Here is a 23,937-nt window from a genome sequence, read left to right on the forward strand (position 1 = left end):
GCCATGCGCCGGGGCCTAGGTGAGGCGGAGCTCAATTACGAGATGGTCGACAGCGTCGAGGCTGTCTTCAACCGGCTGATCCTCTACCGCACGACCTCCTGCACGCCGGCCTGCTGGGGCAATCGCGGCTGTCGTCCGATCCACGAACGGGACGCCTGACCCTGAATACGATCATTTCGCCGCGACCTTGACCGTGCTGCGTTTCGACGGAAACGCAGCACGGTCAAGGTTCCTTGCTGGTCGCATGCTTGGCCGAAAAACCGGTTTCCACTTTTTCGGAGCATGCTCTAGCAATAAAATTCAGGCCCCGTGTCCAATTCGGCGGGACAAAACGTCTGTAGGGCAAGACCAGGGCCTGAGCGGACTTTAATGAATGTATTGCGTAACATGCTTGATAAGGCGCGCCGGGCGATCGCCCGCAAAGGTGTGCTGGCTCAAGATGTCGATGACCTCGTCCAGGAGGCCTATCTCAAGGTACTGGAATATGAGCAGCGCGCGGTCGTCCAGTCGACCGAGGCGCTGCTGGTCTCTTCGGCCGTCAACCTGTTTTACGACAAGGTCCGCCGCCGCCGCTATTCGCCACTCGTCGAGGTCAGGACCGAGGTCACAGGCGTAGATAGCGCGCCACGCGCGGACGACATCCTGCGCGACCAGGCGCGGTTGCGGCGCACGATCGAAGGGCTGGATCAACTGCCGGAAAAGACGCGGCGAATCCTCATCAGCCGCCGCCTGGACGGGAAGAGTTACAAGGAGATCGCCGAGGCCGAGGGCATGACGGTCTCCGCGGTGCATAAACAGGTTGTCCGTGCGACCCTGGACCTGAAGAAGTGGATAGACGAATGGTGACGCCTGGCACAAAAAGCCGCGCGCAGATCGAAGCCGAGGCGGCCAGCTGGCTGTGCCGGCTGGACAGCGAGGAGCGGTCGCCCAACACCGAGGCGGGGTTCGAGGCATGGCTGCGCGCCAGTCCGGCCCACGAAGAGGTCTTCCGCGAATATAGCGACGTCTGGCAGGTGATGCCGGGCGCCATGGCCGCGCGCCGTTCGCAAGGCCTGGTCCGGCCCGTGCCTGAAAAGACTGTGACGCCACGCCGGGCGCCCGCCTTCGCCGCCGCCGCGATGCTGGTTTTGGTCATTGCCGCCGGTGGCGTCTGGTGGGCCGGCCAGCCGCAGGTCTACGAGACGCGCGTCGGACATCAGGAGACCATGACGCTGGCGGACGGCTCGCGCGTGTCGCTGAACACCGACAGCAAGATCGCTGTAGCCTATTCCGGGAAGCAGCGCCGCATCGAACTGCTGCGCGGCGAGGTCCTGTTCGACGTCGCCCATAATCCGAACCGGCCGTTTCTCGTCCTGGCCGATCAGGAGCAGGTGCGCGCGCTCGGCACCTCGTTCTCCGTCCGGCGGGAAACGGGACGCGTGTCCGTCGTGCTGTTGAAGGGCAGTGTCGAGCTCAGCAAGGCGACGGAGGACGGCTTTGAGCCACAGGTCGTCATGGCGGCGGGCGAACGCGCCACGGTCGATGGCGCCGGACGCGTCAGCCTCGACCGGCCGGTCGTGTCCGAAGTCACTGCCTGGCGCAAGGGCGAGGTGGTGTTCAACGAGGCGACCATCCTTGAGGCCGCCAACGAACTCAACCGCTATAACGCGACGAAGATCGTCGTCACCGATCCGTCCGTGGCGCGCATCCGCGTTACCGGCGTTTTCGAGAGCAACGATCCGGGTGAGTTCGCCGCCGCCGTCGCCCAGCTCAACAAGGTCCGTGTCCGGCGGTCCAGCGAAAGCATCGAGCTTACACGGTAAGCTGACCGGGCAAAGAAAGTTTGCGCGGACTGTCCAATTTCGCCATCCTGTTCGTCTTGCAAAACTAGGCATAAAGCAGCCAGGTTCACTGGTGCAGGCAGGCAGATGAAACGTTCCGGGTTTTCAGCGACCGCGAGCGCCGCCTTGGCGTCCGCGCTGCTGCTTGCCTGTCAGGCAAGGGCGGAGGAGCGCGTCCGCTTCGACCTGCCGGCCGGCGCCTTGCGGCAATCCCTGCTCGGCGCGGGTTCCACAGGAAAGGTCAATATCGTCTTCCTGCCACGCAGCGTCGCCGGCAAGCGTGCGCCCGAAGTGGCGGGCGTCTATTCCGTCCCGGAGGTTCTCGACAGGCTGCTGGCCGGAACGGGACTGCGCGTGATGCATACGCCGGGCGGGTCCTATGTGATTTCAGAAATCCCGGAAGCGCCGGTCCCGCCTGTCGCTCAGCCCGCGGCCGTTGACGTTGTTGTCCTTCCGCCGGAGCCGGTCGTCGTGACCGGCCCGCGCGGCAGCCTGGCCGTGATGTTGCGTGAAAGGCGTCTGTCGATCGCCGCCGTCGACAGCCTGACGGCGGCGGATATTGCCAAGACTCCCGACAGCAACGCGGCCGAAGCCATCCAGCGTGTATCGGGCGTCGCCACGGCGCGCGACCAGGGCGAAGGGCGTACCATCGCGGTGCGCGGCCTGGGGCCGGAATTCACGCGCGTCGAGATCAACGGCATAGAGGCGCAGGTCGCGACAGACGGACTGGCCCAGGGCACCAACCGCAGCCGGGGCTTCGACTTCAACGTTTTTCCGTCCGACCTGTTCAGCCGCATCGATATCGAAAAGACGTCGCGCGCCGACATGCCCGAAGGCTCGCTGGGCGCCACGGTCGGCATGATGACGCCGCGGCCTTTCGACAGGGCGGGACCGCGGCTGCAGGCATCGTGGCAGGCCAGCTACAATGACCTCAGCCAGAGATCAGGTTCGCGTGGCGCGCTCCTGGTCAGCAATACGTTCGATGGGGACAGGTTCGGTCTCCTTGTCTCGGTGTCGACAGCCGATACACCGCTTGAGTTGCAGGGCGTCAACAGCGGCGGATGGAACCTGGGCACGGCCAATGGCGGTTTCTGCCGGCCGACAGCCGATACGGGAGGCTTGTGCGATGTACCGGCCGGGGATTTGCAGGCGTCTCTTGCGGCCTACGATCTCGCCAACCAGGCAACGGCCTATCATCCGCGCTTTTACCGCTATACCAACCTGATTGGCCAGCTGACCCGGCGCGCCGCCGTCGCCAGTCTCCAGTGGCAGGCGTCGGACGATACCCTGCTGAGCCTGGACCTGCTGGCGTCACGCTTCCGCACCGAGCGCTACGACCACTTCCTTGAGGCAATCGGCTTCAGTCGGGGCGCGGCGCAAGCCGGCAAGCCGGAGATCGTGCCGCGCCGGGTGGTGCTGGATGGCAACGGCACCATGGTCCACGGCCTGTTCGACAATGTCGATATCCGCGCCGAACACGGCGTCGATGACTTCACGACCGATTTCCTGCAGACCTCGCTGACGGTACGCCACCGGTTCACACCGCGCCTGTCCTTCGAAGGCGTTGTGGCGCAATCACGATCGGACTTCGACAATGCCCGCGAAGTCTACGCCCAGATCGATCGCTATAACGTCGATGGTTATGCCTTCGACATTCGCGGGGAGGGGCAGAACCATCCCGTCCTGACCTATAATTTCGACGTCACCGATCCCGACAGCTGGTATTTCGGGCCGCGCGTAACGCAGCCCGGCGGCACGGGCGCGACCAGCCCGGAACTTCGGCTGCGGCCCAACTTCACGCGCTACGCCTATAACACAATCAAGGGACGCTTCGATTACGCCGTGTCGGATGCCACCGATCTGCGCTTCGGTTTCGAGGCCAAGCGCTACGCCTTTCGCGCCATCACCTACCGCTTCGACCTGGGCGAGGGCGACTTTCCGGCGCCGTCGCGGCCGCTATCGGAGCTGACGCATCTGTTTTGCGGCGAGGAGGCAATCGCGCCGCCGGCGGGAACGCCCCGTTGCTGGCGGGAGCCCGACATCGACGCCTTCGCGGCCGAATATCGCCTGTTCGACAACAGCGGCCGGTCGGCGCTGTCGACGACCAATGTGGCGGCGCGCGGTTCCAACCAGGCGGTGACCGAAGACGACCTGGCCCTGTTCGCCCAACTCACCTTCCGCCGCCAACTGTTCGGCCTGCCAGCGCACGGCAACGGGGGCTTGCGGATCGTACGTACCGGCCAGACGTCGACCTTCTACGACACCGTGCCGACCACGGGTGATCCCGACGGATTCGCGCTGTCGAAGGTGCGGCGCAGCTATATCGACGCCCTGCCGTCGTTCAACCTGGTCATCGAGCCGTCGCTGGATAGCGCGATCCGCTTCGGCGTCGCCCGTCTGGTGGCGCGCGCTCCACTGCCAAGCCTGGCCGGCGCCAGCAGCGTCGTCGTGCAGGGCGGCCAGACCTCGGTGACGACGGGCAACCCCTATCTCGAGCCTTTCCGCGCCACCAGTTTTGACCTGGCCTATGAGTGGTATCCGGCCTCCGGCGGCTTTGCCTCGCTGGGCCTGTTTCACAAGGAGGTGTCGACCTATGTGCAGCGGCTGACCCACATAGCCGCCTACAGCACGACCGGACTGCCTAGTAGCCTGCTTCAGGGGACCGGCGTCACACCGGCCGACGACTTCACCATCCTCAACTTTGTCAATACGCGCGGCGGGCCGCTAAGCGGCGTTGAGTTGAACGTCCAGCAACCGTTCCGCACCCTGCCGGGCGCATGGTCGGGGCTGGGCGTCCTCTTCAGCTACACCTATATCACCAGCAATATCCGCTATCAGGCCGACAAACCTACCGGCACCGCCACGCTCGACGCCGATTTCATCAACGTCTCGCGCCACGCCTCCAACACGACCCTCTACTATGAGAGAGGGCGGGTGAAGGCGCGCATCGCCGCCAACTACCGCGATAGGTACCTGACCGTCGTTCCGGGGCCGTGGACGTCGGACGCGGCGGGGACCGATGCCGCCACCTATTGGGACTGTGCCTTGAGCTACAGCTTGACGCCCCGGCTGATGATGACGTTCGAAGGGCTCAACCTGACGCGTGAACCGAACGTCACCTGGGATCATCAGGCAACGCGGCTGCAGAGCGCCTACTGGATCAGCGGACGTCAGGTTTATCTCGGCCTGCGCTACACCTACTGAAATGTGCCCGGATAAAAAATTTCTTCCGGCCCCAGTCCAAAACCGCTCCCCGAATTCGTCTTGCTGATCACACGTCGATCAGGATGCGCGCACCGTGCCCTGACACCGGTGTCCATAAAAAACGATGCACAGGCGCGAAGCCAAAGGCTTCAGCGAATAACGGGAGTGAAAACATGAATACCAAGGGAAACAGGGTCTCTATGCGTGGCGTATTGCTGGCGGGGATTTCGGCGGCGGCGCTGATGACGCCGTTTACGTCCGCGTCGGCGCAGGAGGTCCAACCGGTACCGGATGCACAAGCGGCAGGCGACCGCGATGTCGTTGTGGTCACGGGGTATCGCGCTTCGTTGCAAAGCGCGATCCGGCTCAAGAAGAATGCCGACATTATCATGGACGCGATCAATGCCGAAGATATCGCGGACTTCCCGGATTCCAACCTGGCGGAATCGCTGCAACGCATTCCCGGCATCTCGATCGACCGCGATAACGGTGAAGGGCGCACCATCAGCGTGCGCGGTCTGGACGGCGGCTTCAGCCGCGTCCGCATCAACAACATGGAAGCTCTGTCGACCAGCGGCGCCAACAATGCCGACGGTAGCCCGAACCGGTCGCGATCGTTCGACTTCAATGCCTTCGCCTCGGAACTGTTCAGCTCGGTACGCGTCCGCAAGTCGTCTTCGGCCGACGCTGACGAAGGCTCGCTGGGCGCGACCGTCGACCTGATCACCGGCCGTCCCTTCGATTACAAGGAAGGCGCCTTCGCCCTGTCGGCCGAAAACTCCTACTATGAGAACAGCGGCAAGAGCAGCCCGCGCGTCACCGGCCTGTTTTCACGGCGCTGGGCGGACGGCAGGCTCGGCTTCCTGATGTCGGCGGCCTACGCCAAGCGCTCGTCGGAAGACGATACTTACAGCCGTTCACCAGGTGGAGTGGAATATGTCTATCGTTCGACGGACTTCGCCGGTGACGAACTGCCGGGCCGCGCCGGCTTCGCGGCGCCGACGGGCACGGTATTCACGGCGCTGAAGCCGACCACCCTGACCGGTGCCGCATTGACGGCCTACAAGGCCAACCCTGCCAACTATTACAACCCGCTCGCCAATCCGTTGGCCTATGCCGAGATGACAGGTTCTGATCCGGCCGCCTACGCCCTGCTGCATCCCAATTGCGCGGCAACGGTCGCGAAGCCCGTCACCGATCTGACCCCAACCTCTCCGGGCTGCAACGATTCGCTGATGCGCTTTCCCGCCCTGACGTCGCTCAACCAGCGCAATGTCGATACGGCGCGCCTCGGCATCACCTCGTCCTTCCAGATCCAGCTGGCGCCGAAAACCCGTTTCACGATGGATGTGCTGTATTCCAAGTTCGAGAGCGAAAGCACCAACTATCAGCTCTCGCCGGTCGGCTTGAACCGCAACAACACCAACGCCTCCTATTCGCTTGGGCGGAACGCGCCAACGACGGCGGCGCCCAACGGCACGGCCATGACCGATGCACAGCGCCGCGCCCTTTATCCAGGTGTCTGTTCGTTCGCGACCGAAGACACACTGAATGCCGGCTATGACTGCGGCCAGAAACTCTACGGCACGACGCCGGTCGCCGGCTATACCTATAGCCTGAACCCCAACAATCTGGACCCGTACGAATACTATACCAACCCGAACTCGCCGGGCTATGCCGGTCCGGCCGCCACCCTGCCGTTCCGCGGCGACCTGATCGGCCGGCCGGCGACCAAGCTCATGGCCGCCGAAGTCGACGGCCAGAACGTGACCTATCTGCAACTGAAGAATGTCGACTGGCGTTCGGCCGCGGACCGCGCGTCCTACGTTACCGACTTCCAGCAGGTGTCGTTCGAGCTGACGCACGAATTCACGGACCGTCTGTTCGGCAAGTTCGCCCTGGGTGCGTCCAAGTCTACCAACGACCAGCATGGCTACCTCGTCGAGTTCAACCGTCTCGACGCCCAGGAAACCTTTGTCTGGGACCAGCGCGTACAGGACCAGATTCCCGGCTTCAATCCGGGCTTCGATGCCGCTGATCCGACCAAGTGGGGTATCGTCAAGGGCCTGTCGGCCATGCGCCACTACCGCAGCACGACCGAGAACGACTACTCCGGCTGGAAGGCGGACTTCAGCTACGAATGGAACGAAAATCTGACCGTCCGCTTCGGCGGCACCCAGCGCAAGTTCGGCTTTGCCACGCAGAACTGGTCGCGCGGCAGCGACATCGTCAACCCGACGGAAAAGGAAGCCAAGGTTTCGGTCGAGTCGCTGGGCAAGACGGTGGAATTCGGCCAGGGCCTGGAGCTTCAGCCGGGCACGGTCACCAGCTTCTTTGTGCCGACCATCGAAGCCTTCGCTTCCACCTTCCAGTTCGACTGCGATTGCATCAACAAGTGGGGCGATTTCAGCCTGTCGACGAAGCGCGGCCGCGCCGCCTATAAGGTCGATGAGGACAACACATCCTACTACGCACAGCTGGACTTCAAGTACAGCGTACTGGGCGGCCGCCGCCTGTCGGGCAATATCGGCGTGCGCCAGGCCGAGACGGAAATCTTCTCGATCGGCCAGAACACGGTCGGCCGTACGGTCACCGGCGAGAACAAGTACTCCGACACCCTGCCGGCGGCGAACGTGACCTTCGAAGTCATGGATAACCTCTATATCCGCGCGGCGGCCGCCAAGGTCATGGCGCGTCCGTCGCTGGGCATCCTGAGCCCGCAGATTACCGCCATCAACGTCCCGTCAGGCACCGACCTCGCTGCCTATGGCACGCTGTCGGTCGGCAACCCCAAGCTGTCGCCCTATCGCGGCGCGTCCTTCGATGTCTCGGCGGAATGGTATTTCACGCAGGGCGGCCTGATCAGCCTTGGCATGTTCCGCAAGGAGCTGACCTCCTTCCCGCAGACCATCTACTATGACGCGCCTTTGTCGGACTTCCTGAGCGCGGAGGAGCGCGAAGCCCTGAAGCTTCAGTTCCCAGGCGTCACCGGCGGCGACGTCAACCGCCGGGCCTGGATCGATGCCGATGGCATGATGCAGGCGCGTCAGGTGCGCGATACGCCGGGCGGCTACCTGCAGGGCTGGGAATTCAGCTACCAGCAAGACCTGACCTTCCTGCCGTGGTATTTCAAGAACCTGGGCGTGCAGTTCAACATGACCAGCCTGGAATCGGAATTCCAGTACCTGATCGATCCGGGCAGCGTTACGCCGGGGACCAATGCCGTCACGCGTCCGGCGACCTGGGCGCCCGGTCCGTGGCTGGGTTCGTCGCCGCGCGGCATGAACTTCACGCTCTACTACGAGACGGAAAAGTTCAACGCCCGCGTCTCCGTGGCCAATCGCGACGACTATTATCGCACCTATCCGATCGGTGTCGGCAGCTGCGATCCAGGCCTGCAGGCCAACGGTTCGGCCTGTAATTCGCCGCTGATCAACGAGTTCGGGACGACGGCCGGCACCACCAATGTCGACATGTCGCTGCGTTACTCCCCGACCAAAAAGATCAGCATCACCTTCGAGGGGCTGAACCTGACGAACGAACCAGGCAAGCAATTCGCCTATAACAACCCGGCCCTGACCTCATATGGCTCCAGCGGCGTCAACTACCGCCTGGGTATCCGTTACAAGTACTGAGTGTTTAAAGCGCGCCGCTGTCTCCCGGCGGCGCGCTGAACTGATGTGTGTGTTCGCGCGGCTTCAAAACCGCGCCTCCCGAACCCAGCTCCCCGTTTGCCTGACGTTGATCGTCAAAACTAAGCTGGAAACTCGGCGGGATGCATGTCCTGATGTGCATCCCGCTTCTTTTGTCTGAGGTCACTGTCATGATGTCCCGTCGCCTGTTCATCGCCGCCTCCACGGCGGCGCTGGCCCATGGACCGGCGCAGGCCGCCGGTGCGCCATCCGCGCAAGTGCTTGAGACCATGCGCCGGGCGACGCGCTTCATGACCGAGAAAGTCGCCGTCAATGGCGGCTATGTCTGGTCCTACCTGCCGGACATGTCGCGGCGCTGGGGCGAGATGGAGGCTAAGCCGTCGATGATCTGGGTGCAGTCGCCCGGCACGCCCGGTATGGGCCACCTGTTCCTCGACGCCTTCCACGCCACCGGCGATGAGCAGTATTACAAGGCCGCGGAAGACGTCGCCGGCGCCCTGATCTGGGGACAGCATCCGTCCGGCGGCTGGCACTACATGATCGACTTCGCCGGCGAGGCGTCGCTTAAGGACTGGTACGACACCATCGGTTCGCACGGCATGCGCCTGGAAGAGATGCGCCACTATTACGGCAACGCCACTTTCGACGACGGCGGCACGATCGAAAGCGCCGAATTTCTGTTGCGCCTCTATCTGGAACGCCGAGACCCGAAATATCGCGTGCCGTTGGACAAGGCGATCGATTTCGTCATCGATGCCCAGTACCCGATCGGTGGCTGGCCGCAGCGCTACCCGATCAACCGCGAATATTCCAACGGCGGACTGCCGGACTATACCGCCAACATCACCTTCAATGACGAGGTGGCGATCAATAACACCAACTTCCTGATGACGGTCTATCAGGCGCTGGGTGAAACGCGGGTGCTGGAGCCGCTGATGCGCGGCATGGGCATCTTCATCTTGGCCCAGCAGGGCCAGCCGCAGCCCGGTTGGGCGCTGCAGTATACTTCGGACCTCAAGCCCGCGGGCGCACGCACCTCCGAGCCGCCGTCGCTGGCGACGCACACGACCGCGGCCTGCGTGGCGCAGATGATCAAGTTCTATCGCTGGACGGGAGATACGAAGTACCTGGCGCGGCTCGACGAGGCGCTCGACTGGCTCGACACGCTGGAACTGCCGAAGGTGCGGCAGCTTAACGGCTTCACGCATCCGACCTTCATCGAAGTCGGCACCAACCGTGCGCTGTATCTGAAAGAGAGCGGCACCTGGAGCGGCGATATGCGCAACACCGTCGTCTATGACCCCACGGACGGCGTCTCCTGGGTCAATCGCAAGCTGAATGTGCCGGCCCTGCGCCGCCAGCTTCAGGCCGTCACGGCCATGCCGAAGGCCGACGCCACGCGCCATTCGCCGCTGCTGTCGAAGACGGCTGTTCCGCTCGACAAGTATTTCATCGCCGATGTGCGCGGCTCCGACCGCAATACCGGCGACGCCATGGCCAGATCGATCACCGAGCTGACCGGCAGCCTGAATCCCCAGGGCTACTGGCCGACGCCGCTCCACGCCATCAGCAATGTCTATCGTCCCGACGCCGAAGCCGCGCGCCTGCCGCCGTCGCGCACCGCCAATGGCAATACGATCGATGCACGCGACACCTCGCCCTATATCGGCACTACGCCGGTCATGGGCATTTCGACCGGCACCTACATCAACAATATGAGCCGCCTGATCCGCTTTATCGACGCATCGGCCAAAGCGGTCTAGAGCATGACGCGTTTAAGTCGAACCGCCATTATGCTCTAGATTTTTATTTTATCGCGATACTTGGCCAAAAACCGCTGCACACTTTTTGGCATATCGCTCTAACCTTACATCATAGCGCCTTGATAGCGCACCTGGGACCCGACTCGACATGAAGACGAAGCTGTTCCTGTTCAGCATTCTCACCGCGCTGACCGCCTGGCCGGCGGTGCACGCCGCTGCCCAAACCCCTGCGCCCTATCTGCGGACCTCCCTGGAGGCGAAGGCGCGCGCGGCCGACCTGGTGTCGCGCATGACGCTGGAGGAAAAGGCCGCCCAGATCCAGAGCGGCGCGCCCGCCATTCCGCGCCTGGGTGTTCCCGCCTACGACTATTGGAACGAAGGTCTTCACGGGGTCGCGCGCGCCGGTGAGGCGACCGTCTTTCCGCAGGCCGTCGGCCTGGCGGCGACCTGGGACACGCCGGGCATCCGTCACGTCGCCGATGTCATCGCCACCGAGTTCCGCGCCAAGAACCTGAAGGCGCGTGGGGCGCGCAACGGCGACACCCGGCGCTATGAAGGCCTGACAGTGTGGTCGCCCAACGTCAACATCTTCCGCGATCCGCGCTGGGGGCGGGGACAGGAGACCTGGGGCGAGGATCCCTACCTGACCTCGCGCATGGGGGTGGCCTTTATCAAGGGGCTGCAGGGTGACGATCCCGTGCATCCCAAGACCGCAGCCGTCGTCAAGCACTTCGCGGTCCACAGCGGACCCGAAGCCGACCGTCACACTGACGACATCCATCCGTCGCAGCGCGACCGGATCGACACCTACCTGCCGGCGTTTCACGCTGCTGTAACCGAAGCTGGGGTCGAAGGCGTCATGTGCGCCTATAATGCCATCGACGGCATTCCGGCCTGTGGCAACACAGACTACATGGTCGATACGCTGCGCAAGGACTGGGGCTTCAAGGGCCATGGCGTATCCGACTGCGCGGCGATCGCCGACTTCTACCTTCCGGCCTCGCACGCCTACGTCAAAACGCCGGAGGAAGCGGTGGCCGCGGCCATCAAGACCGACGTCGATGTGATCTGCGACTTCGTCGCCAACAAGACCTTCGATCCGCAGACGACGATCAATGCCGTCAAGCAGGGCCTGATCACCGAGGCCGATCTCGACGACGCCCTGGTCCGTCTCTTTGACGTGCGCATGCGGCTGGGCCTGTTCGATCCGGCAGGCACCGGGCCCTATGCGGCGATCACGGCGCAGGACTACGATACACCGGCCCACCGCGAACTGGCGCTGAAGACGGCTGAGGACGCTGTCGTGCTCCTCAAGAATGACGGCCTCCTGCCGCTGAAGGCCGTGCCGAAACGCATCGCCATCATCGGTCCCAATGCCGACAGCGTCGACGCCCTGGTCGGCAACTACAACGGCACGCCGTCGAAGCCAGTCACCGTCTATGCCGGCATCAAGGCGCGCTTTCCGGACGCCGAAGTTACCTACGTAGAAGGCACCGGCTGGGTGGCGCCACCGCTCGAAAACGTGCCGGACACCGCGCTGTGCCTCGACCGGGCCTGCTCGACAAAGGGCCTGACGCAGGAGGAATTCAACGGGCCGAAGCTGGAAGGCGCGCCGGTCGCGACGAAAACCGAGGCCAATGCCAGGTTCCGCTGGGGTTGGCCCACGCGTGAGGAACGCGAAAGTTCGATCCGCTGGGCCGGCTATATCAAGGCCGAGGAAAGCGGCCCGCATCGCTTCCGGTTCACGGGCGACGACGGCTACCGCATCTATGTCGATGACAAGCTGATCGCCGATGTGTGGGACATTGCCTGGCCGACCTCCGACACAGAGGTGCAGCTCACGGCGGGTCAGGTCTATAGCCTGCGTATCGAGGCCGTACAGCGGGGGCAGCGCGAGGATCAGGTCTTCCAATGGAGCCGGCCGAGCAACGGCGATGAAAAGGCGATGACGGCGGCCAGGTCCGCCGACCTGATCGTCTTTGCCGCCGGTCTGACGGCGCGTCTGGAAGGCGAGGAGATGCGCGTGGCCGCCCCGGGCTTTGCCGGAGGCGACCGCACCAGCCTCGACCTGCCGGCGCCGCAGCAAAAACTGCTGGAACGCCTGCATGGCACCGGCAAGGCGGTTGTCCTGGTCCTGATGAACGGCAGCGCCATGAGCGTCAACTGGGCCGACGCCAACCTGCCGGCGATCGTCGAAGCCTGGTATCCGGGCGGGGAGGGCGGCCGGGCCATCGCCAACCTGCTGGCGGGGGATTTCAGCCCTGCCGGCCGTCTGCCGGTAACTTTCTACAAATCCGCCGAACAACTTCCGTCTTTCAAGAATTATGGAATGAATGGCAGGACCTATCGCTATTTCGCCGGTGAGGCGCTCTATCCCTTTGGTTTCGGCCTGAGCTATACGACCTTTGCCTATGGCAAGCCCGTTGTCGACCGTAGCCGGCTCGCGGCAGGGGAGGGGGCCACGGTTTCGGTGGAGGTTACCAATACCGGCGGCCGCGATGGCGATGAGGTTGTCCAGCTTTACGTCACGCGCCAGGCCGACGGCGCACCGATCCGCGCGCTGAAGGGCTTTCAGCGCATGGCGTTAAAGGCCGGTGAAACCCGGCGGGTGACCTTTACCCTCGATGCCATGGCGCTGAGCGTTGTCGATGCCGGCGGTAATCGCGTTGTCGAGGAAGGGGCCGCCGATATCTGGATCGGTGGCGGCCAGCCCGGCCAGCGCGCGGGCCTGCCGCCAGCCGCCGGGGTTGCCGCACGTATCGATATTATCGGACGCAAGACAATCGCGCCATTTTAGTTGATATGACGAGGCGAGGGGAAAAGCGTTAACCCTGTCTCCTAAGCGGTTCTTTCAGTTTCTTTTGTATGGTGGCCTGCGCGGCGCATCTGCCGCATCCGTTTAAAGCGTAGCCGTGCACGACACCGCCCACGATACTGGTATGCGTACCGATCCGGAAGCCAGCCCGAAATCGATGTTCCGGGCCGTCGTTTTCGTTTTGCTTCTCATCCTGTCCGCGACCTGCGGCGCCGGCGCCACACCGGTTTTGGCCGAGGCGCGCTGGACCGGGTTCACGGCCGAGACCTTCCAGCATGTCACCGCGCAAAGTTCGGAAGTGCGCAATCCAACCTCGCTGATCCAGGATCGTCACGGCTTCCTGTGGATCGGCTCCCAGAACGGGCTGGTGCGGTGGGACGGCTACCGCTTCCGGCTGTACCGGCCGGACCCGGATCGCGCCGGAGCGCTGCCCGATATCGACGTGCGCAACCTGTTTGTCGATGGGGAAGGCCGCCTGTGGCTCGCCACCAATGTCGGCGGCCTGGCGCGCTATGACGAGACTTCCGACAGTTTTACGGCCTATACGGCCGGACCCAAGGGGCTGAGCCACGTCACGGTGACCTCGATGGCCGGCGACGGCAAGGGCGGGCTGTGGGTCGGGACCTGGGGCGGACTGGATCATCTCGATCCGCGCAGTGGAATTATTCAAAAGGCCGTCGTCACCGGTCTGCCCAGCGAGAAGATCGGCGCATTGCTGCGCGATCCCGCCGGTAACCTGTGGATCGGTACCTCGGCCGGGCTGGTCCGGCGCAATGGAACGCGGACCGAGACCGTTGCGCTTCCGACGCCTGACGGCAAGGTACCGGCCGTGCGCCAGATCTATCGTGACACGACGGGGCGCGTCTGGGTCGGCACGCAGCGGCACGGTGCCTATATTATCGACGCCGGAACGGACGTGGCCAGGCCCGTAACAGGTCCCGGCGCCGGTGACCTGCCCAACGAAGGCGTCAACACGATCGTCGAAGTCCGGCCGGGGGAAGTCTGGCTTGGCACCTATAGCCACGGCATCGTCGCCATCGATATGGCCAGCATGCGGATGCGGCGCATCACCCACGATCCCAGCATTGCCAACAGCCTTCTCTTCGACCAGGTCTGGGGGCTGCATCGCGACCGGTCGGGCCTGATCTGGGTTGCGACGGGCGAGGGGCTCAGCCGCTATGCGCCGGAACAGGGCGCGTTTTCCGTCGTGACCGGCGCCACGGGGCGCGTAAGCGACATGTCCGAAGCCGGTGCGCTGGCGATCCGCGAAATGCCGGACGGCCGGCTGTGGATGGGACTGTTGCGCAAGGGCGTGGACATCGTCGATCCCGTCAGCGGCCGCGTACGCACCCTGGCTCCGGATCCGCTTCATCCCGAAACCGCCCTGCCGCAGAACTATGTCTGGGACTTCCTGGCCATGGGGCGTGACGTCTATATCGCGACAGGGCAGGGCCTTTACCGCAGCGATGTGGGAGGCGGCGCGGTGAAACGCATGCACATACCGGGACGCGACGCCGACGCCTATACGGTCGGGCTGATGCGCGACGGCCCAGCCATCTGGATCGCCGGTTATGACGGCGTGTGGCGCTTCGATCCTGGCAAACCCAACGCCAAGCCGCTCCATGTCACGGCGCTGACCGACGAACGCACCCGCGTCCTGGCGACGACGCCGGATGGCGCGGTGTGGATCGGTACCGAAAACGGTCTGAACCGGCTGACGCGCGATGGCCGCGTCGAGAAAATCCTGCCGGAGAAGCGCAAACACGCCTTGAGCGCCGGCTTCGTCACCACCCTGCTGGTCGATAGCAAAGGCCGGCTGTGGGTCGGCACCTCCGGCGGTGGCGTCGATGTCCTGACCGGACGCGACGCGAAGGGGCGTCCCGTGTTCCACCATATCGGCGTGCGCGAAGGCTTGCCCGATCCCAATGTCGACAAGTTGCTGGCCGACGGCCAGGGACGCATCTGGGTGTCGACCGATTCGGCCCTGGCCACAGTCGATCCTGAGCGTTTTACCGTCCGCGCCATCGGCCGCGAAAGCGGGCTGTCCGTGTTCAACTACTGGGTAGGCTCCGGTACGGTTACGTCGCACGGCGAACTCATGTTCAGCGGCGCCTCGGCGGTTCTGGTCGTCCGCCCGGAGATGATCGGCACCTGGGGTTATGCGCCACCGATGGTTATCAGCGACATCCGCATCGGCAAGGAAGCAAGGGTGACTGCGCCCTTCAACGGCGGAAAACTGCCCAGCACGCTCATCGTGCCGCCGGGCAAGAACCTGTCCGTCGAATTCTCGTCGCTCGATTTTTCCGCGCCCGACCGCAACCGTTATCGGTATCGCCTCGACGGCTTCGAGCAGGACTGGAACGAGACCGATGCCGGCCACCGCGTCGCCACCTACACCAACCTGCGACCCGGTCGTTACGTCCTGAAGCTGCAAGGCTCGAACCGCGACGGCGTGTGGAGCAGCCGGATGCTCAGCATTCCGGTTCGGGTGATGCCGGCATGGTACCAGACCTGGTGGTTCTACCTGCTTGCCGTGGTCCTGGCCGTGGTGGCGATCGCCATCGTCATCCAGACGCGCACCGGCGTGCTGCGAAGCCGCCAGCGGCAGCTCGAAGCCCTGGTCGAGGAACGCACGGCCGAACTGACGCGCAGCCAGGCGCAACTGGAGCACATGGCCTATTTCGACGCCCTGACCGGGCTGCCCAACCGGCGCATGTTCCACGAAGACCTGCGCAAGGCCATGGCCTGGGCGCGGCGCGAACACACCGGTTTCAGCCTGCTGCTGATCGACCTCGATCGTTTCAAACAGGTTAACGACAGCTTAGGCCACGATGCCGGCGACGCGCTGCTCAAGGAAGCGGCGACCCGTCTGCGTTCGGTGCTGCGCGAAAATGACTGTGTGGCGCGGGTCGGCGGCGACGAGTTCGCGATTGTGCTTATGGGTGACGGCGACGTCGATACGGTGTGCAAGCGCATCATATGGAGCTTCGCGGCGCCGGTGCATTTCCAGGCCTATAAGCTGCAGACCAGTCCCAGCATCGGTGTGGCTGCGTTTCCGGACGATGGCGACGGCGAAGACGCGCTTTACAAGTCGGCCGATATCGCGCTGTACCGCGCCAAGGCTGCCGGACGCAACACGTGGCGATATTACACAGTCGAGGACGAAACCGCCGAAGCCGGCTGATGCCCGATATTGACGGCGAAACAAAATCCAACATCAATTTCGCATAATAAAGATTATGAGAAATTGATGCGTGCACAGGTGGATTCCAAACGCTTCAAATGAGATCCTGGGCATCCACGAAGGATGCCCAGGTTGTTACGCACTGGATTAGAAGTTTGCCTTCAGTGTCACGCTGTATCGACGGTCGTTGAGCTGCCACAGCAGTCCGCCAGATTCCCTTTCGACATAGGTGTGGTACATCGAATTTCCGAGGTTCACGGCATCCACCGAGACTGTGAACACGTCGTTCAGGCGATAGCTCGCGGAAGCATCCAGGGACGAATATGGCGCGGCATACTGGTTGGCGCCAAAAACGCCGCTCCCGTTCAACTGATCCAGGAAGGACGACCGCCAGTTATAGGCAATCCGGGCCTGGACAGGTCCTTTTTCATACAGCCCGATCAGGTTGTAGCTGTCCTTCGAAAGCTTGGGCAGAGGTATGAATACGCCTGGGGACCGTTCGACTTTTGAATCGACATGGGTGTAGTTGGCCTGCACGCCCAAACCGCTCCAAAGTCCGGGCAGGAAGTCAAAAAACTGCGTGTACCCGGTCTCGAAGCCCTTGATTTCGCCTTTTCCAAGATTGATGTTCGTACTGATGGAATAGTCCACGCCGCTGAAGTTCATGACTTCGATGCCGCTGGCCAGGTAGCCATCGACGTCCTTCTTGAACAGGCCGAAGAAGGCCATATTGGCCGAGCCCCAGTAATATTCCGCTGTGAGATCGTACGACGTCGCGGTCATGGGCTTCAGGAACGGATTGCCAGAGCTGCCCGTCGGCCGGCCAAACGCATCGTACTGAGACGGAATATTCGGATTCAGCTGCACGTGGGTCGCCATGTCCGTGAAGTTCGGCCGCGTCAGCGTCTGGCCGAAAGCCGCCCGGAACTGCAGTTCATTGCTGACATGAAGCCGGAGGTTCAGGCTTGGCAGCACATTGGTGTAGTCGTTTTCGAGCACCGTATCGTGCGCCCCGGTGCTGTCCTGGATATAGCCAACCGATTTCAGGCTTGTCTTGACGGCGCGCACACCCGCGGTGCCATCAAGGCCGTAGCCGAAAACGGTCGTGGCAAAGTCGCCGGATACATAAATGGCCTGGGTTTTTTCTTCCTGTTCGTTGATTTCAGACGGGTTGAAGCTTGTTCGGAATGTATAGCTGTTCGGCTTGCCAGCGAACAATTCCGCATAGGTCTTGACCGTCCGGTTGAACACCGAGGACTGCGGATCGGCGTATTCGGGGAAGATCCCGACGGCAAAGCCGACGCCGGGCACCATGAAGTTGTCCGCCGGGCCGACCGATATGAGATTCGGGTGCTGTGAGACCGGAATGAGCGGGCACGCGCTCCAGCTTGGGTTGGTGCCCGTGTCGTTACAGACTCCGGTATTGTCCCAATTTCCGCGCAAAAGGATTTTCGTGTCCGAGACGCGTACGCCGGCGTGCAGTTTGTTGAAGAAATGCCCGTCATTATCGAAGTCGAATTCCTGCACAAAGGCAGACATCTTCAGTTTATGACGGTCGACGGCGTTTGCCAGCCACTCGTAGTACCAGTTGTTCGGATTGCCGAAATAAGCATACGGATTGCTTGGATTTGCCGGATCGACAATGGAGAAGGTCGGGTATTTCCCCCTGACGTCGAAGGCGATGTCCAGATCGGGAATGTTGGCCACGCTCCGGCTCTCGTTGTCGTACAGCTTCACCGAGTCGCCGTTGCGATCGGCGTCATAGGTCGCGTATTCGTAGGCGAAGTCGGTTTTCGAGGTCAGGCGGTCGGAAATCTGCCATTTCAGGTTCACGGTGGACAGGTTCGTCACGCTTCGGACGTCCTGGTCGAAACGCGAGGTCGAAAAGATCTGCGGCGAAAGCACGCCGCTGGTCGCCGCCCCGTCTTCCGACCAGGTAAAGGTCGAGCCCGCGGCCGCCATGGGATCGGTGTTCTTATCGTCGCCGTACAGGTACTCGCCGCGGCGAATGAACTGGTAGTCGGAGTGCATGTTTTGCACAGTCAGGAGGACGTCGTCATTGACTTGCCACTGGTAGGCTAAAGCCAGACCCTTGCGGATCCGGTTTCCCGAGTCCTGATAGATTTCAAACGAGGTCGGAACGTACAGGGTTGTAAGGCTTCCCTTGTTTGGGAAGCTTGCGAACGCCGTCGGGTTCGATGTCGCGGTGATGACATGCTGCTGCTGCTGAAGGACCGCGTCCTGGCGATAGAAGGTCTGGCCATAGGACGCATTTACCAGAAACCCCATTCGGCCGAGGCTTGTATCGAACTGGCGGCTGAAGAGAGCCGAAACCGACGGCGAGGCCTTGTCGATCCGGTCATACTGGTTGGCCTTCAGCGTGATGCTGTTGATGTCAGCCTTTGAATCGAAGGGCTTGCGCGTGCGAATATCCACGACGCCGCCGATGCCGCCTTCGATCAGGTTCGAAGCCGCGTTCTTATAAACGTCCAGTCCCGCCATCAGTTCCGACGGCAGCCCTTCAAGGTCAGGCGCGCGGCCGCCGTTGGCCGTGAAAAAATCACGCCCGTCAATCAGGTTGCGGACCTGCGTCATGCCGCGAATCGTAATCGCGGGCTCGGTGCGGTGATCGTAGTCCGTCCCGCCCTCACCGTACCGTCGCTGGATCTGTACGCCAGTGATGCGCTGCAGGGACTCTACCGTGTTTACGTCGGGCAGCTTTCCGATATCGGTGGCCTGGATCGAATCCACGATCTGGTTGGCGCTTCTTTTGATGTTGCGCGCCGACCTTAGCGATCCCCTGGTCCCCGTAATGACCAGGGCCTCATCCGCCGGTGCCGGCGGGGCGGCGTCCTGCGCGTAGGACGCGATCGGCACCGCCATGGCAAGCACCGCCACGGTGGCCAGCAAGGTGGACCTATTGGCTTTACGCTTTGGCATCTATTCCTCCATTTGTTTTTTTTAAGCGAAGCGGAATTGCCCATCGTGCGGTTTCGCCGCACAAGCACGAGCCAATTCTTAGCTGTGATTAAATCGCATTATATGACTTTTCAATGATAAATTTGTATGACTTATTGCGACGCCTCAAACCATATCTTTGCGTTGCGTTTTTGACACATGGTTTGATTTGTGGGCGAAAAACAGTATGCCTCTTGGTTAACTTCGCCAGATATATGGCGCTTGGGGGCAAATAACCGCTCACAAAGGCACTTGCTGCCAAAAATATTTAATCATACATTACAAGACTATAAATTATACGTTTTCAGCGGAGGCAAGGTTGGAACAAACGGATAGATGGATCCGCCAGGTGGTTATTGTCGGTGGGGGAACCGCCGGCTGGATGACCGCCGCGGCGCTGTCTCAGGTGTTGGAAAACAATGTGTCCCTGACGCTTGTCGAATCCGATGCGATCGCGACCGTTGGCGTCGGCGAAGCCACAATTCCCCCCATTCGCACGTTTCACGAGCTTGCCGGCGTGAACGAGGCCGACTTTATTCGCGATTGCCACGCGACCTTTAAGCTGGGCATCGAGTTCAGGAACTGGTCCGCCATCAATAGCCGGTATTTTCACCCCTTTGGCGTCTACGGCACAAAAAAGGACCTCGGCTATTTTTTCCAGTACTGGCTGAGGCTGGCGGAGCTGGGCAAGGTCGCGGACTTTGAAACGTTTTCCCTGTGCACGCTCGCGGCCAGGCGCGACGCCTTTGCTCCGCCCTCCACCACGCCAAATCATCCGCTTGAGCATCTGTACTCAGCCTATCATTTTGACGCTTCGCTTTATGCGCGACACCTGAAGGGCCTGAGCACACACCGAGGGGTATCTCACAAGCTCGGTGACGTTGTGGACGCCGTAAAAAATCCCGAGACCGGCTTTTTGGAAGCCCTCGTACTGAAGTCCGGGGAACGCGTCGCGGGCGACCTGTTCATCGACTGCTCCGGCACTCGCGGCGCCTTGATCGACAAGGTCATGGGCTCCGCATTCGAAGACTGGTCCAAATGGCTGCCCATGAACAGGGCCATTGCCGTCCCATGTGAACGGAAATTGCCCTTGTCACCCTATACAGTGTCAACGGCCCATGCCTTCGGGTGGCAATGGCGCATTCCCCTGCAACATCGGGTGGGAAATGGCATCGTCTATTCGACGGACTTTGCATCCGACGACCAAGCCGCCCAGCGTCTCACCGAGACTCTCGAAGGCCCCGCCCTTGCCAGCCCGAACCGCCTCAGATTTACAACCGGCCGTCGGAGGTCGCCGTGGAACAAGAATGTCGTCGCCGTCGGTCTTTCCAGCGGATTTTTGGAGCCGTTGGAATCGACCAGCATACATCTCATCCAGTCCAGCATTCAGAGACTTATCAAATATTTCCCCGACAAGACTGTCTCGAAGATCGTTATGGATGCGTACAATAGGGAAGCCGAGGCTGAATTTGAAAATGTCCGCGATTTTCTGATACTGCACTATAACGCCACGCAACGTGATGACTCCCCCCTCTGGAACTACACCCGAACCATGCCCATTCCAGACAGCCTGGCGAACAGGGTAGCTCTGTTCGCCGAGCGCGGCCAACTCGACCTTGCGGCGGAAGAGCTGTTCCAGGCCACGTCGTGGCTTTCCGTTCTTCTCGGGCAGGGAATTCGCCCGCGCGGCTATATGCCAACCATGGCGTTCCAGGACGACAATCTTTTGGCGCAGGGGTATGAGCGGATGAAACAGCACTTGCGCAATGTGGCGGATCGATTGCCCTATCACGCGGACTACCTTCGCGCCAACGGGCTCACCAACGAGGCGGTGGCCAGCCTGGCGGTTTAGAGCGATATGGCGAAAAGTGTGAAGCGGTTTTCGCCTTGAATATCGCGGCAAAGCAAAAATTAGATCGGAATGATGCTTCCATCAATCATTCCGATCTAGCGAACAACACGTCCGTCGTTTTTCCAATGGAGACCATAGTGCCCGCGAAGAAAAAGGCCTGGAAACGCGTGTCGATCGGCATGGCTTTTGGCGCCATACTTGGTCTCTGTTGTGGACTTCCGGCTCAGGCGGGCGACACCTGCCCGATACCTGAGGCCGACGTAAGACATGTGGGCCTGCCGGAGACGATTACGCCCTCTGCGCAGCCGTTCGAAGGGTGGGGAACGGCGCTCGCCTGGTTTGCCAATGTTACCGGGGGCTATCCTGATCCCGTCCGCAACCAGCTCGCCGATCTGCTGTTTAGTCCCCAGGGCCTCAGCTGGAATATCGCCCGGTATAATATCGGGGGAGGCAATCCGGCCGGAACGCCGGAATATCTGCGTCCCGGCGCGGACGTCCCAGGCTTCTGGAAGCAGCCGGCCAATGCGGTCGGTCAGGATTGGTGGCGTCCTGACAATCCCGACGTATGGAACTGGGAGGCGGATCCGCGCCAAAGGTGGTGGCTTGATGCGATTAAACGCCGGGTGCCGCAAGATGTCGCCATATACGAAGCATTCTCGAACTCACCCCCCTATTTCATGACGGTCAGCGGCCTCGTCTCCGGGGCGGACGATGGCCTGCAGCCGAACCTGAAGCCAGGCTATAGCGCTGTTTTCGCCGACTATCTTGTTCGGGTAAGCGCGCGTCTCGAGACGGCGCACGGTATCCGGTTTCGGACCCTGTCACCGGTGAATGAGCCGGGGACGCCTTACTGGTTTGCCAAAAACCGCCAGGAAGGAGCACACTGGCCACCCGCCCTACAGGGGGAAATCATCCTGGCGACGCGCAAGGCCATGACGCATCACGGTCTTTCCGGGGTGGTAGCCGCGATGGATGAAACCGATGCCCTGACCTTCATACGGGACTGGGACGCCTACTCGCCCGAGGTCCGCGACGCCATCGGCCAGCTTAACGTGCATAGCTACGATACCTATGGCCAGACGGCCGTACGCGACATCGCCAGGTCAGCCAATAAACGCCTGTGGATGTCCGAAGTCGATTTGTCGCCTCAGAATGTCGTGGAGGATTTCGACGATATGCGCCCTCCGGTCGCATTGGCCGAACGCATCATATTGGACCTGAAGCGCTTGGAGCCGGCCGCATGGGTCTTCTGGCAAGCCGTCGAGGATTCGGCAAAGCCGCCCTCCAAAGGCTCCAACTGGGGCTTGATCAAAATGGACTTCACGGCGAAGGCCGATGCGCCTCCCGCCATTCACGTGACCCGGAAATATTGGGCCATGGCGAACTTCAGCCGGTACATCCGGCCTGGCTACCGCCTCTTTCCCGTCGATGATTATGATACCATCGGCGCGCTGTCGCCTGACGGCAAGGTGATTGTACTGGTGCACGTGAACGCCGGCTCGCGGCCGCGCGCGCTCACCATGAAGGCGCTCGATCTTACGCCGGCGGACGATGTGTCTTTGGTCGTTACGGCCGCGCGGCATGACGCCGAGGTCATCTGCCGGCAAGCGGGCGCCGGGACCGGACCGACACTCGAACTGCCGCCCAACGCGATTTCGACGGTTGTCATTCGGCGCGGCGCGGCCTCCTGAGACGGATACGGAAAAGCACCGCGAACCGCTATTACGCTCCGGAACTTTCCTGGCGGACCTGCGACCGGCGCGTATCTTCCCTGGCCAGCCGGATAAGGCTTTCCATGGCCCATCTCGCCTCTTTGAGGTTCTTTGCCGCCACAGCCTCAAAAACACGTGCGTGATCAATAAAACTGTCCCGGGAATCCTTCGGGTCGGTCGATTTAAGCCGGGTAGACCAGGCTATGGCCGCGGCGATTGAACTATTCAGGGAAATCAGGACTTCGTTCCGCGTGGCCAGAAGCAGGACCTTGTGGAACTCCAGGTCCGCCAATCTGCCCGTTTCCGTGGCAAGGGTTTCGGCTCCCATGATGTCGAGTGCCTGCTTCAGCCGCCGGACTTCGTCGTCCGTCCTTCGCTCCGCGGCCAGTTCGGCGGCCGCCGGTTCATTGATCAGCCTGAGCTCAAAAAGGCCGTCAATAAATTCCGGTGAGGGCGTTGTCTGGAACATCCATCCCATCACCTCGGGGTCCAGGAGATTCCACCTCGCACGTTCGCATACGACGGTCCCCCTTTTCGGCCGGCTCTCAACGAAACCCTTGGCGGCCAGAATCTTCAACGCCTCGCGATATGGCGTGCGGGAGATGTTCAACGCTTCGATCGCGTCGAGCTGATGCGGCAGTATATCGCCGGAACTATAGGTCCCGTTCAGTATGTCGATCGCCAGGCGCCGCGCCAGCGATCCGTGGATCCGCCCTTGGGACGGCACCTCCTCGAATGTGAATTCGTCACTGAATTCGTTCGCTGCATGCGTATTGTCGTTTTCCATCATGATGCCCAGATCTACGATGGCTGTTTATGAGCGAGCGTAAGCCGCTTGACAAGGGAACTGCCGCGATTCGCTATTCGTATAGGATTACCGGTTCCCCGTCCTTACGGTGAAGGCGTAGCTTTGAGGTTGCAGTTTGATGCGGTACTTGGCAAGTGGCCGTCCGTCGAGCGACCAGCCGGTGTCGCC

At 62.0% G+C, this 23,937-nt stretch carries 12 protein-coding genes; 10 read left to right on the forward strand and 2 right to left on the reverse strand.

The genetic code is table 11. The features are described 5' to 3' along the window. Positions 1–3: 3 nt before the first annotated feature. The 8 genes from J2X24_RS18520 (at position 4) to J2X24_RS18555 (ending at position 16,439) form a co-directional block, all read left to right on the forward strand. Complete coding sequence (locus J2X24_RS18520; RefSeq protein WP_209724876.1) at positions 4–159, forward strand: hypothetical protein; 156 nt, start codon at positions 4–6, stop codon at positions 157–159. A gap of 210 nt (positions 160–369) precedes the next feature. Next, on the forward strand, positions 370–846 hold the full coding sequence (locus tag J2X24_RS18525) for an RNA polymerase sigma factor (RefSeq protein WP_209724877.1): 477 nt from the start codon (positions 370–372) through the stop codon (positions 844–846). Then, entirely contained in the window at positions 840–1,802 is a 963-nt protein-coding gene (locus J2X24_RS18530; RefSeq protein ID WP_209724879.1) for a FecR family protein, read from the forward strand. Before J2X24_RS18525 ends, J2X24_RS18530 begins: the two co-directional genes overlap by 7 nt. A gap of 105 nt (positions 1,803–1,907) precedes the next feature. Beyond that, a complete protein-coding gene (locus tag J2X24_RS18535; RefSeq protein WP_209724882.1) occupies positions 1,908–5,024 on the forward strand; it encodes a TonB-dependent receptor in 3,117 nt (1,038 codons plus the stop codon). A gap of 173 nt (positions 5,025–5,197) precedes the next feature. Beyond that, complete coding sequence (locus J2X24_RS18540; protein ID WP_209724885.1) at positions 5,198–8,659, forward strand: TonB-dependent receptor domain-containing protein; 3,462 nt, start codon at positions 5,198–5,200, stop codon at positions 8,657–8,659. A gap of 188 nt (positions 8,660–8,847) precedes the next feature. Next, positions 8,848–10,440 (forward strand): pectate lyase, encoded by a 1,593-nt coding sequence (locus J2X24_RS18545; protein ID WP_209724887.1) that lies wholly within the window; start codon positions 8,848–8,850, stop codon positions 10,438–10,440. A gap of 148 nt (positions 10,441–10,588) precedes the next feature. Next, a complete protein-coding gene (locus J2X24_RS18550) occupies positions 10,589–13,237 on the forward strand; it encodes a glycoside hydrolase family 3 C-terminal domain-containing protein (protein ID WP_209724889.1) in 2,649 nt (882 codons plus the stop codon). 142 nt (positions 13,238–13,379) lie between these two features. Continuing rightward, the gene (locus tag J2X24_RS18555; RefSeq protein ID WP_209724891.1) at positions 13,380–16,439 is read left to right on the forward strand and encodes a ligand-binding sensor domain-containing diguanylate cyclase; all 3,060 of its coding nucleotides are present in this window, start codon (positions 13,380–13,382) and stop codon (positions 16,437–16,439) included. Between the two features lie 147 nt (positions 16,440–16,586). Here J2X24_RS18555 and J2X24_RS18560 read toward each other — a convergent pair whose 3' ends face one another. After that, entirely contained in the window at positions 16,587–19,379 is a 2,793-nt protein-coding gene (locus J2X24_RS18560; protein WP_209724893.1) for a TonB-dependent receptor, read from the reverse strand. 337 nt (positions 19,380–19,716) lie between these two features. On the opposite strand from J2X24_RS18560, the gene J2X24_RS18565 reads away from it, so the two are divergent. After that, positions 19,717–21,249 (forward strand): tryptophan halogenase family protein, encoded by a 1,533-nt coding sequence (locus J2X24_RS18565; RefSeq protein WP_245344939.1) that lies wholly within the window; start codon positions 19,717–19,719, stop codon positions 21,247–21,249. A gap of 35 nt (positions 21,250–21,284) precedes the next feature. After that, a complete protein-coding gene (locus J2X24_RS18570; protein WP_245344940.1) occupies positions 21,285–22,940 on the forward strand; it encodes a glycoside hydrolase in 1,656 nt (551 codons plus the stop codon). Between the two features lie 31 nt (positions 22,941–22,971). Here J2X24_RS18570 and J2X24_RS18575 read toward each other — a convergent pair whose 3' ends face one another. Next, positions 22,972–23,751: a FadR/GntR family transcriptional regulator gene (locus J2X24_RS18575; RefSeq protein WP_245344941.1), complete on the reverse strand. Its 780-nt coding sequence runs from the start codon at positions 23,749–23,751 to the stop codon at positions 22,972–22,974. Between the last annotated feature and the right edge of the window lie 186 nt (positions 23,752–23,937).

Origin of the sequence: Asticcacaulis solisilvae (genome assembly GCF_017875235.1) — a bacterium.
GTDB lineage: Bacteria > Pseudomonadota > Alphaproteobacteria > Caulobacterales > Caulobacteraceae > Asticcacaulis > Asticcacaulis solisilvae_A.

Bases quoted from the DNA above. Each gene is read 5' to 3' on its own strand.
- J2X24_RS18520 (WP_209724876.1), top strand. From the start codon at position 4: ATGCGCCGGGGCCTAGGTGAGGCGGAGCTCAATTACGAGATGGTCGAC.
- J2X24_RS18525 (WP_209724877.1), top strand. From the start codon at position 370: ATGAATGTATTGCGTAACATGCTTGATAAGGCGCGCCGGGCGATCGCC.
- J2X24_RS18530 (WP_209724879.1), top strand. From the start codon at position 840: ATGGTGACGCCTGGCACAAAAAGCCGCGCGCAGATCGAAGCCGAGGCG.
- J2X24_RS18535 (WP_209724882.1), top strand. From the start codon at position 1,908: ATGAAACGTTCCGGGTTTTCAGCGACCGCGAGCGCCGCCTTGGCGTCC.
- J2X24_RS18540 (WP_209724885.1), top strand. From the start codon at position 5,198: ATGAATACCAAGGGAAACAGGGTCTCTATGCGTGGCGTATTGCTGGCG.
- J2X24_RS18545 (WP_209724887.1), top strand. From the start codon at position 8,848: ATGATGTCCCGTCGCCTGTTCATCGCCGCCTCCACGGCGGCGCTGGCC.
- J2X24_RS18550 (WP_209724889.1), top strand. From the start codon at position 10,589: ATGAAGACGAAGCTGTTCCTGTTCAGCATTCTCACCGCGCTGACCGCC.
- J2X24_RS18555 (WP_209724891.1), top strand. From the start codon at position 13,380: ATGCGTACCGATCCGGAAGCCAGCCCGAAATCGATGTTCCGGGCCGTC.
- J2X24_RS18560 (WP_209724893.1), bottom strand. From the start codon at position 19,379: ATGCCAAAGCGTAAAGCCAATAGGTCCACCTTGCTGGCCACCGTGGCG.
- J2X24_RS18575 (WP_245344941.1), bottom strand. From the start codon at position 23,751: ATGATGGAAAACGACAATACGCATGCAGCGAACGAATTCAGTGACGAA.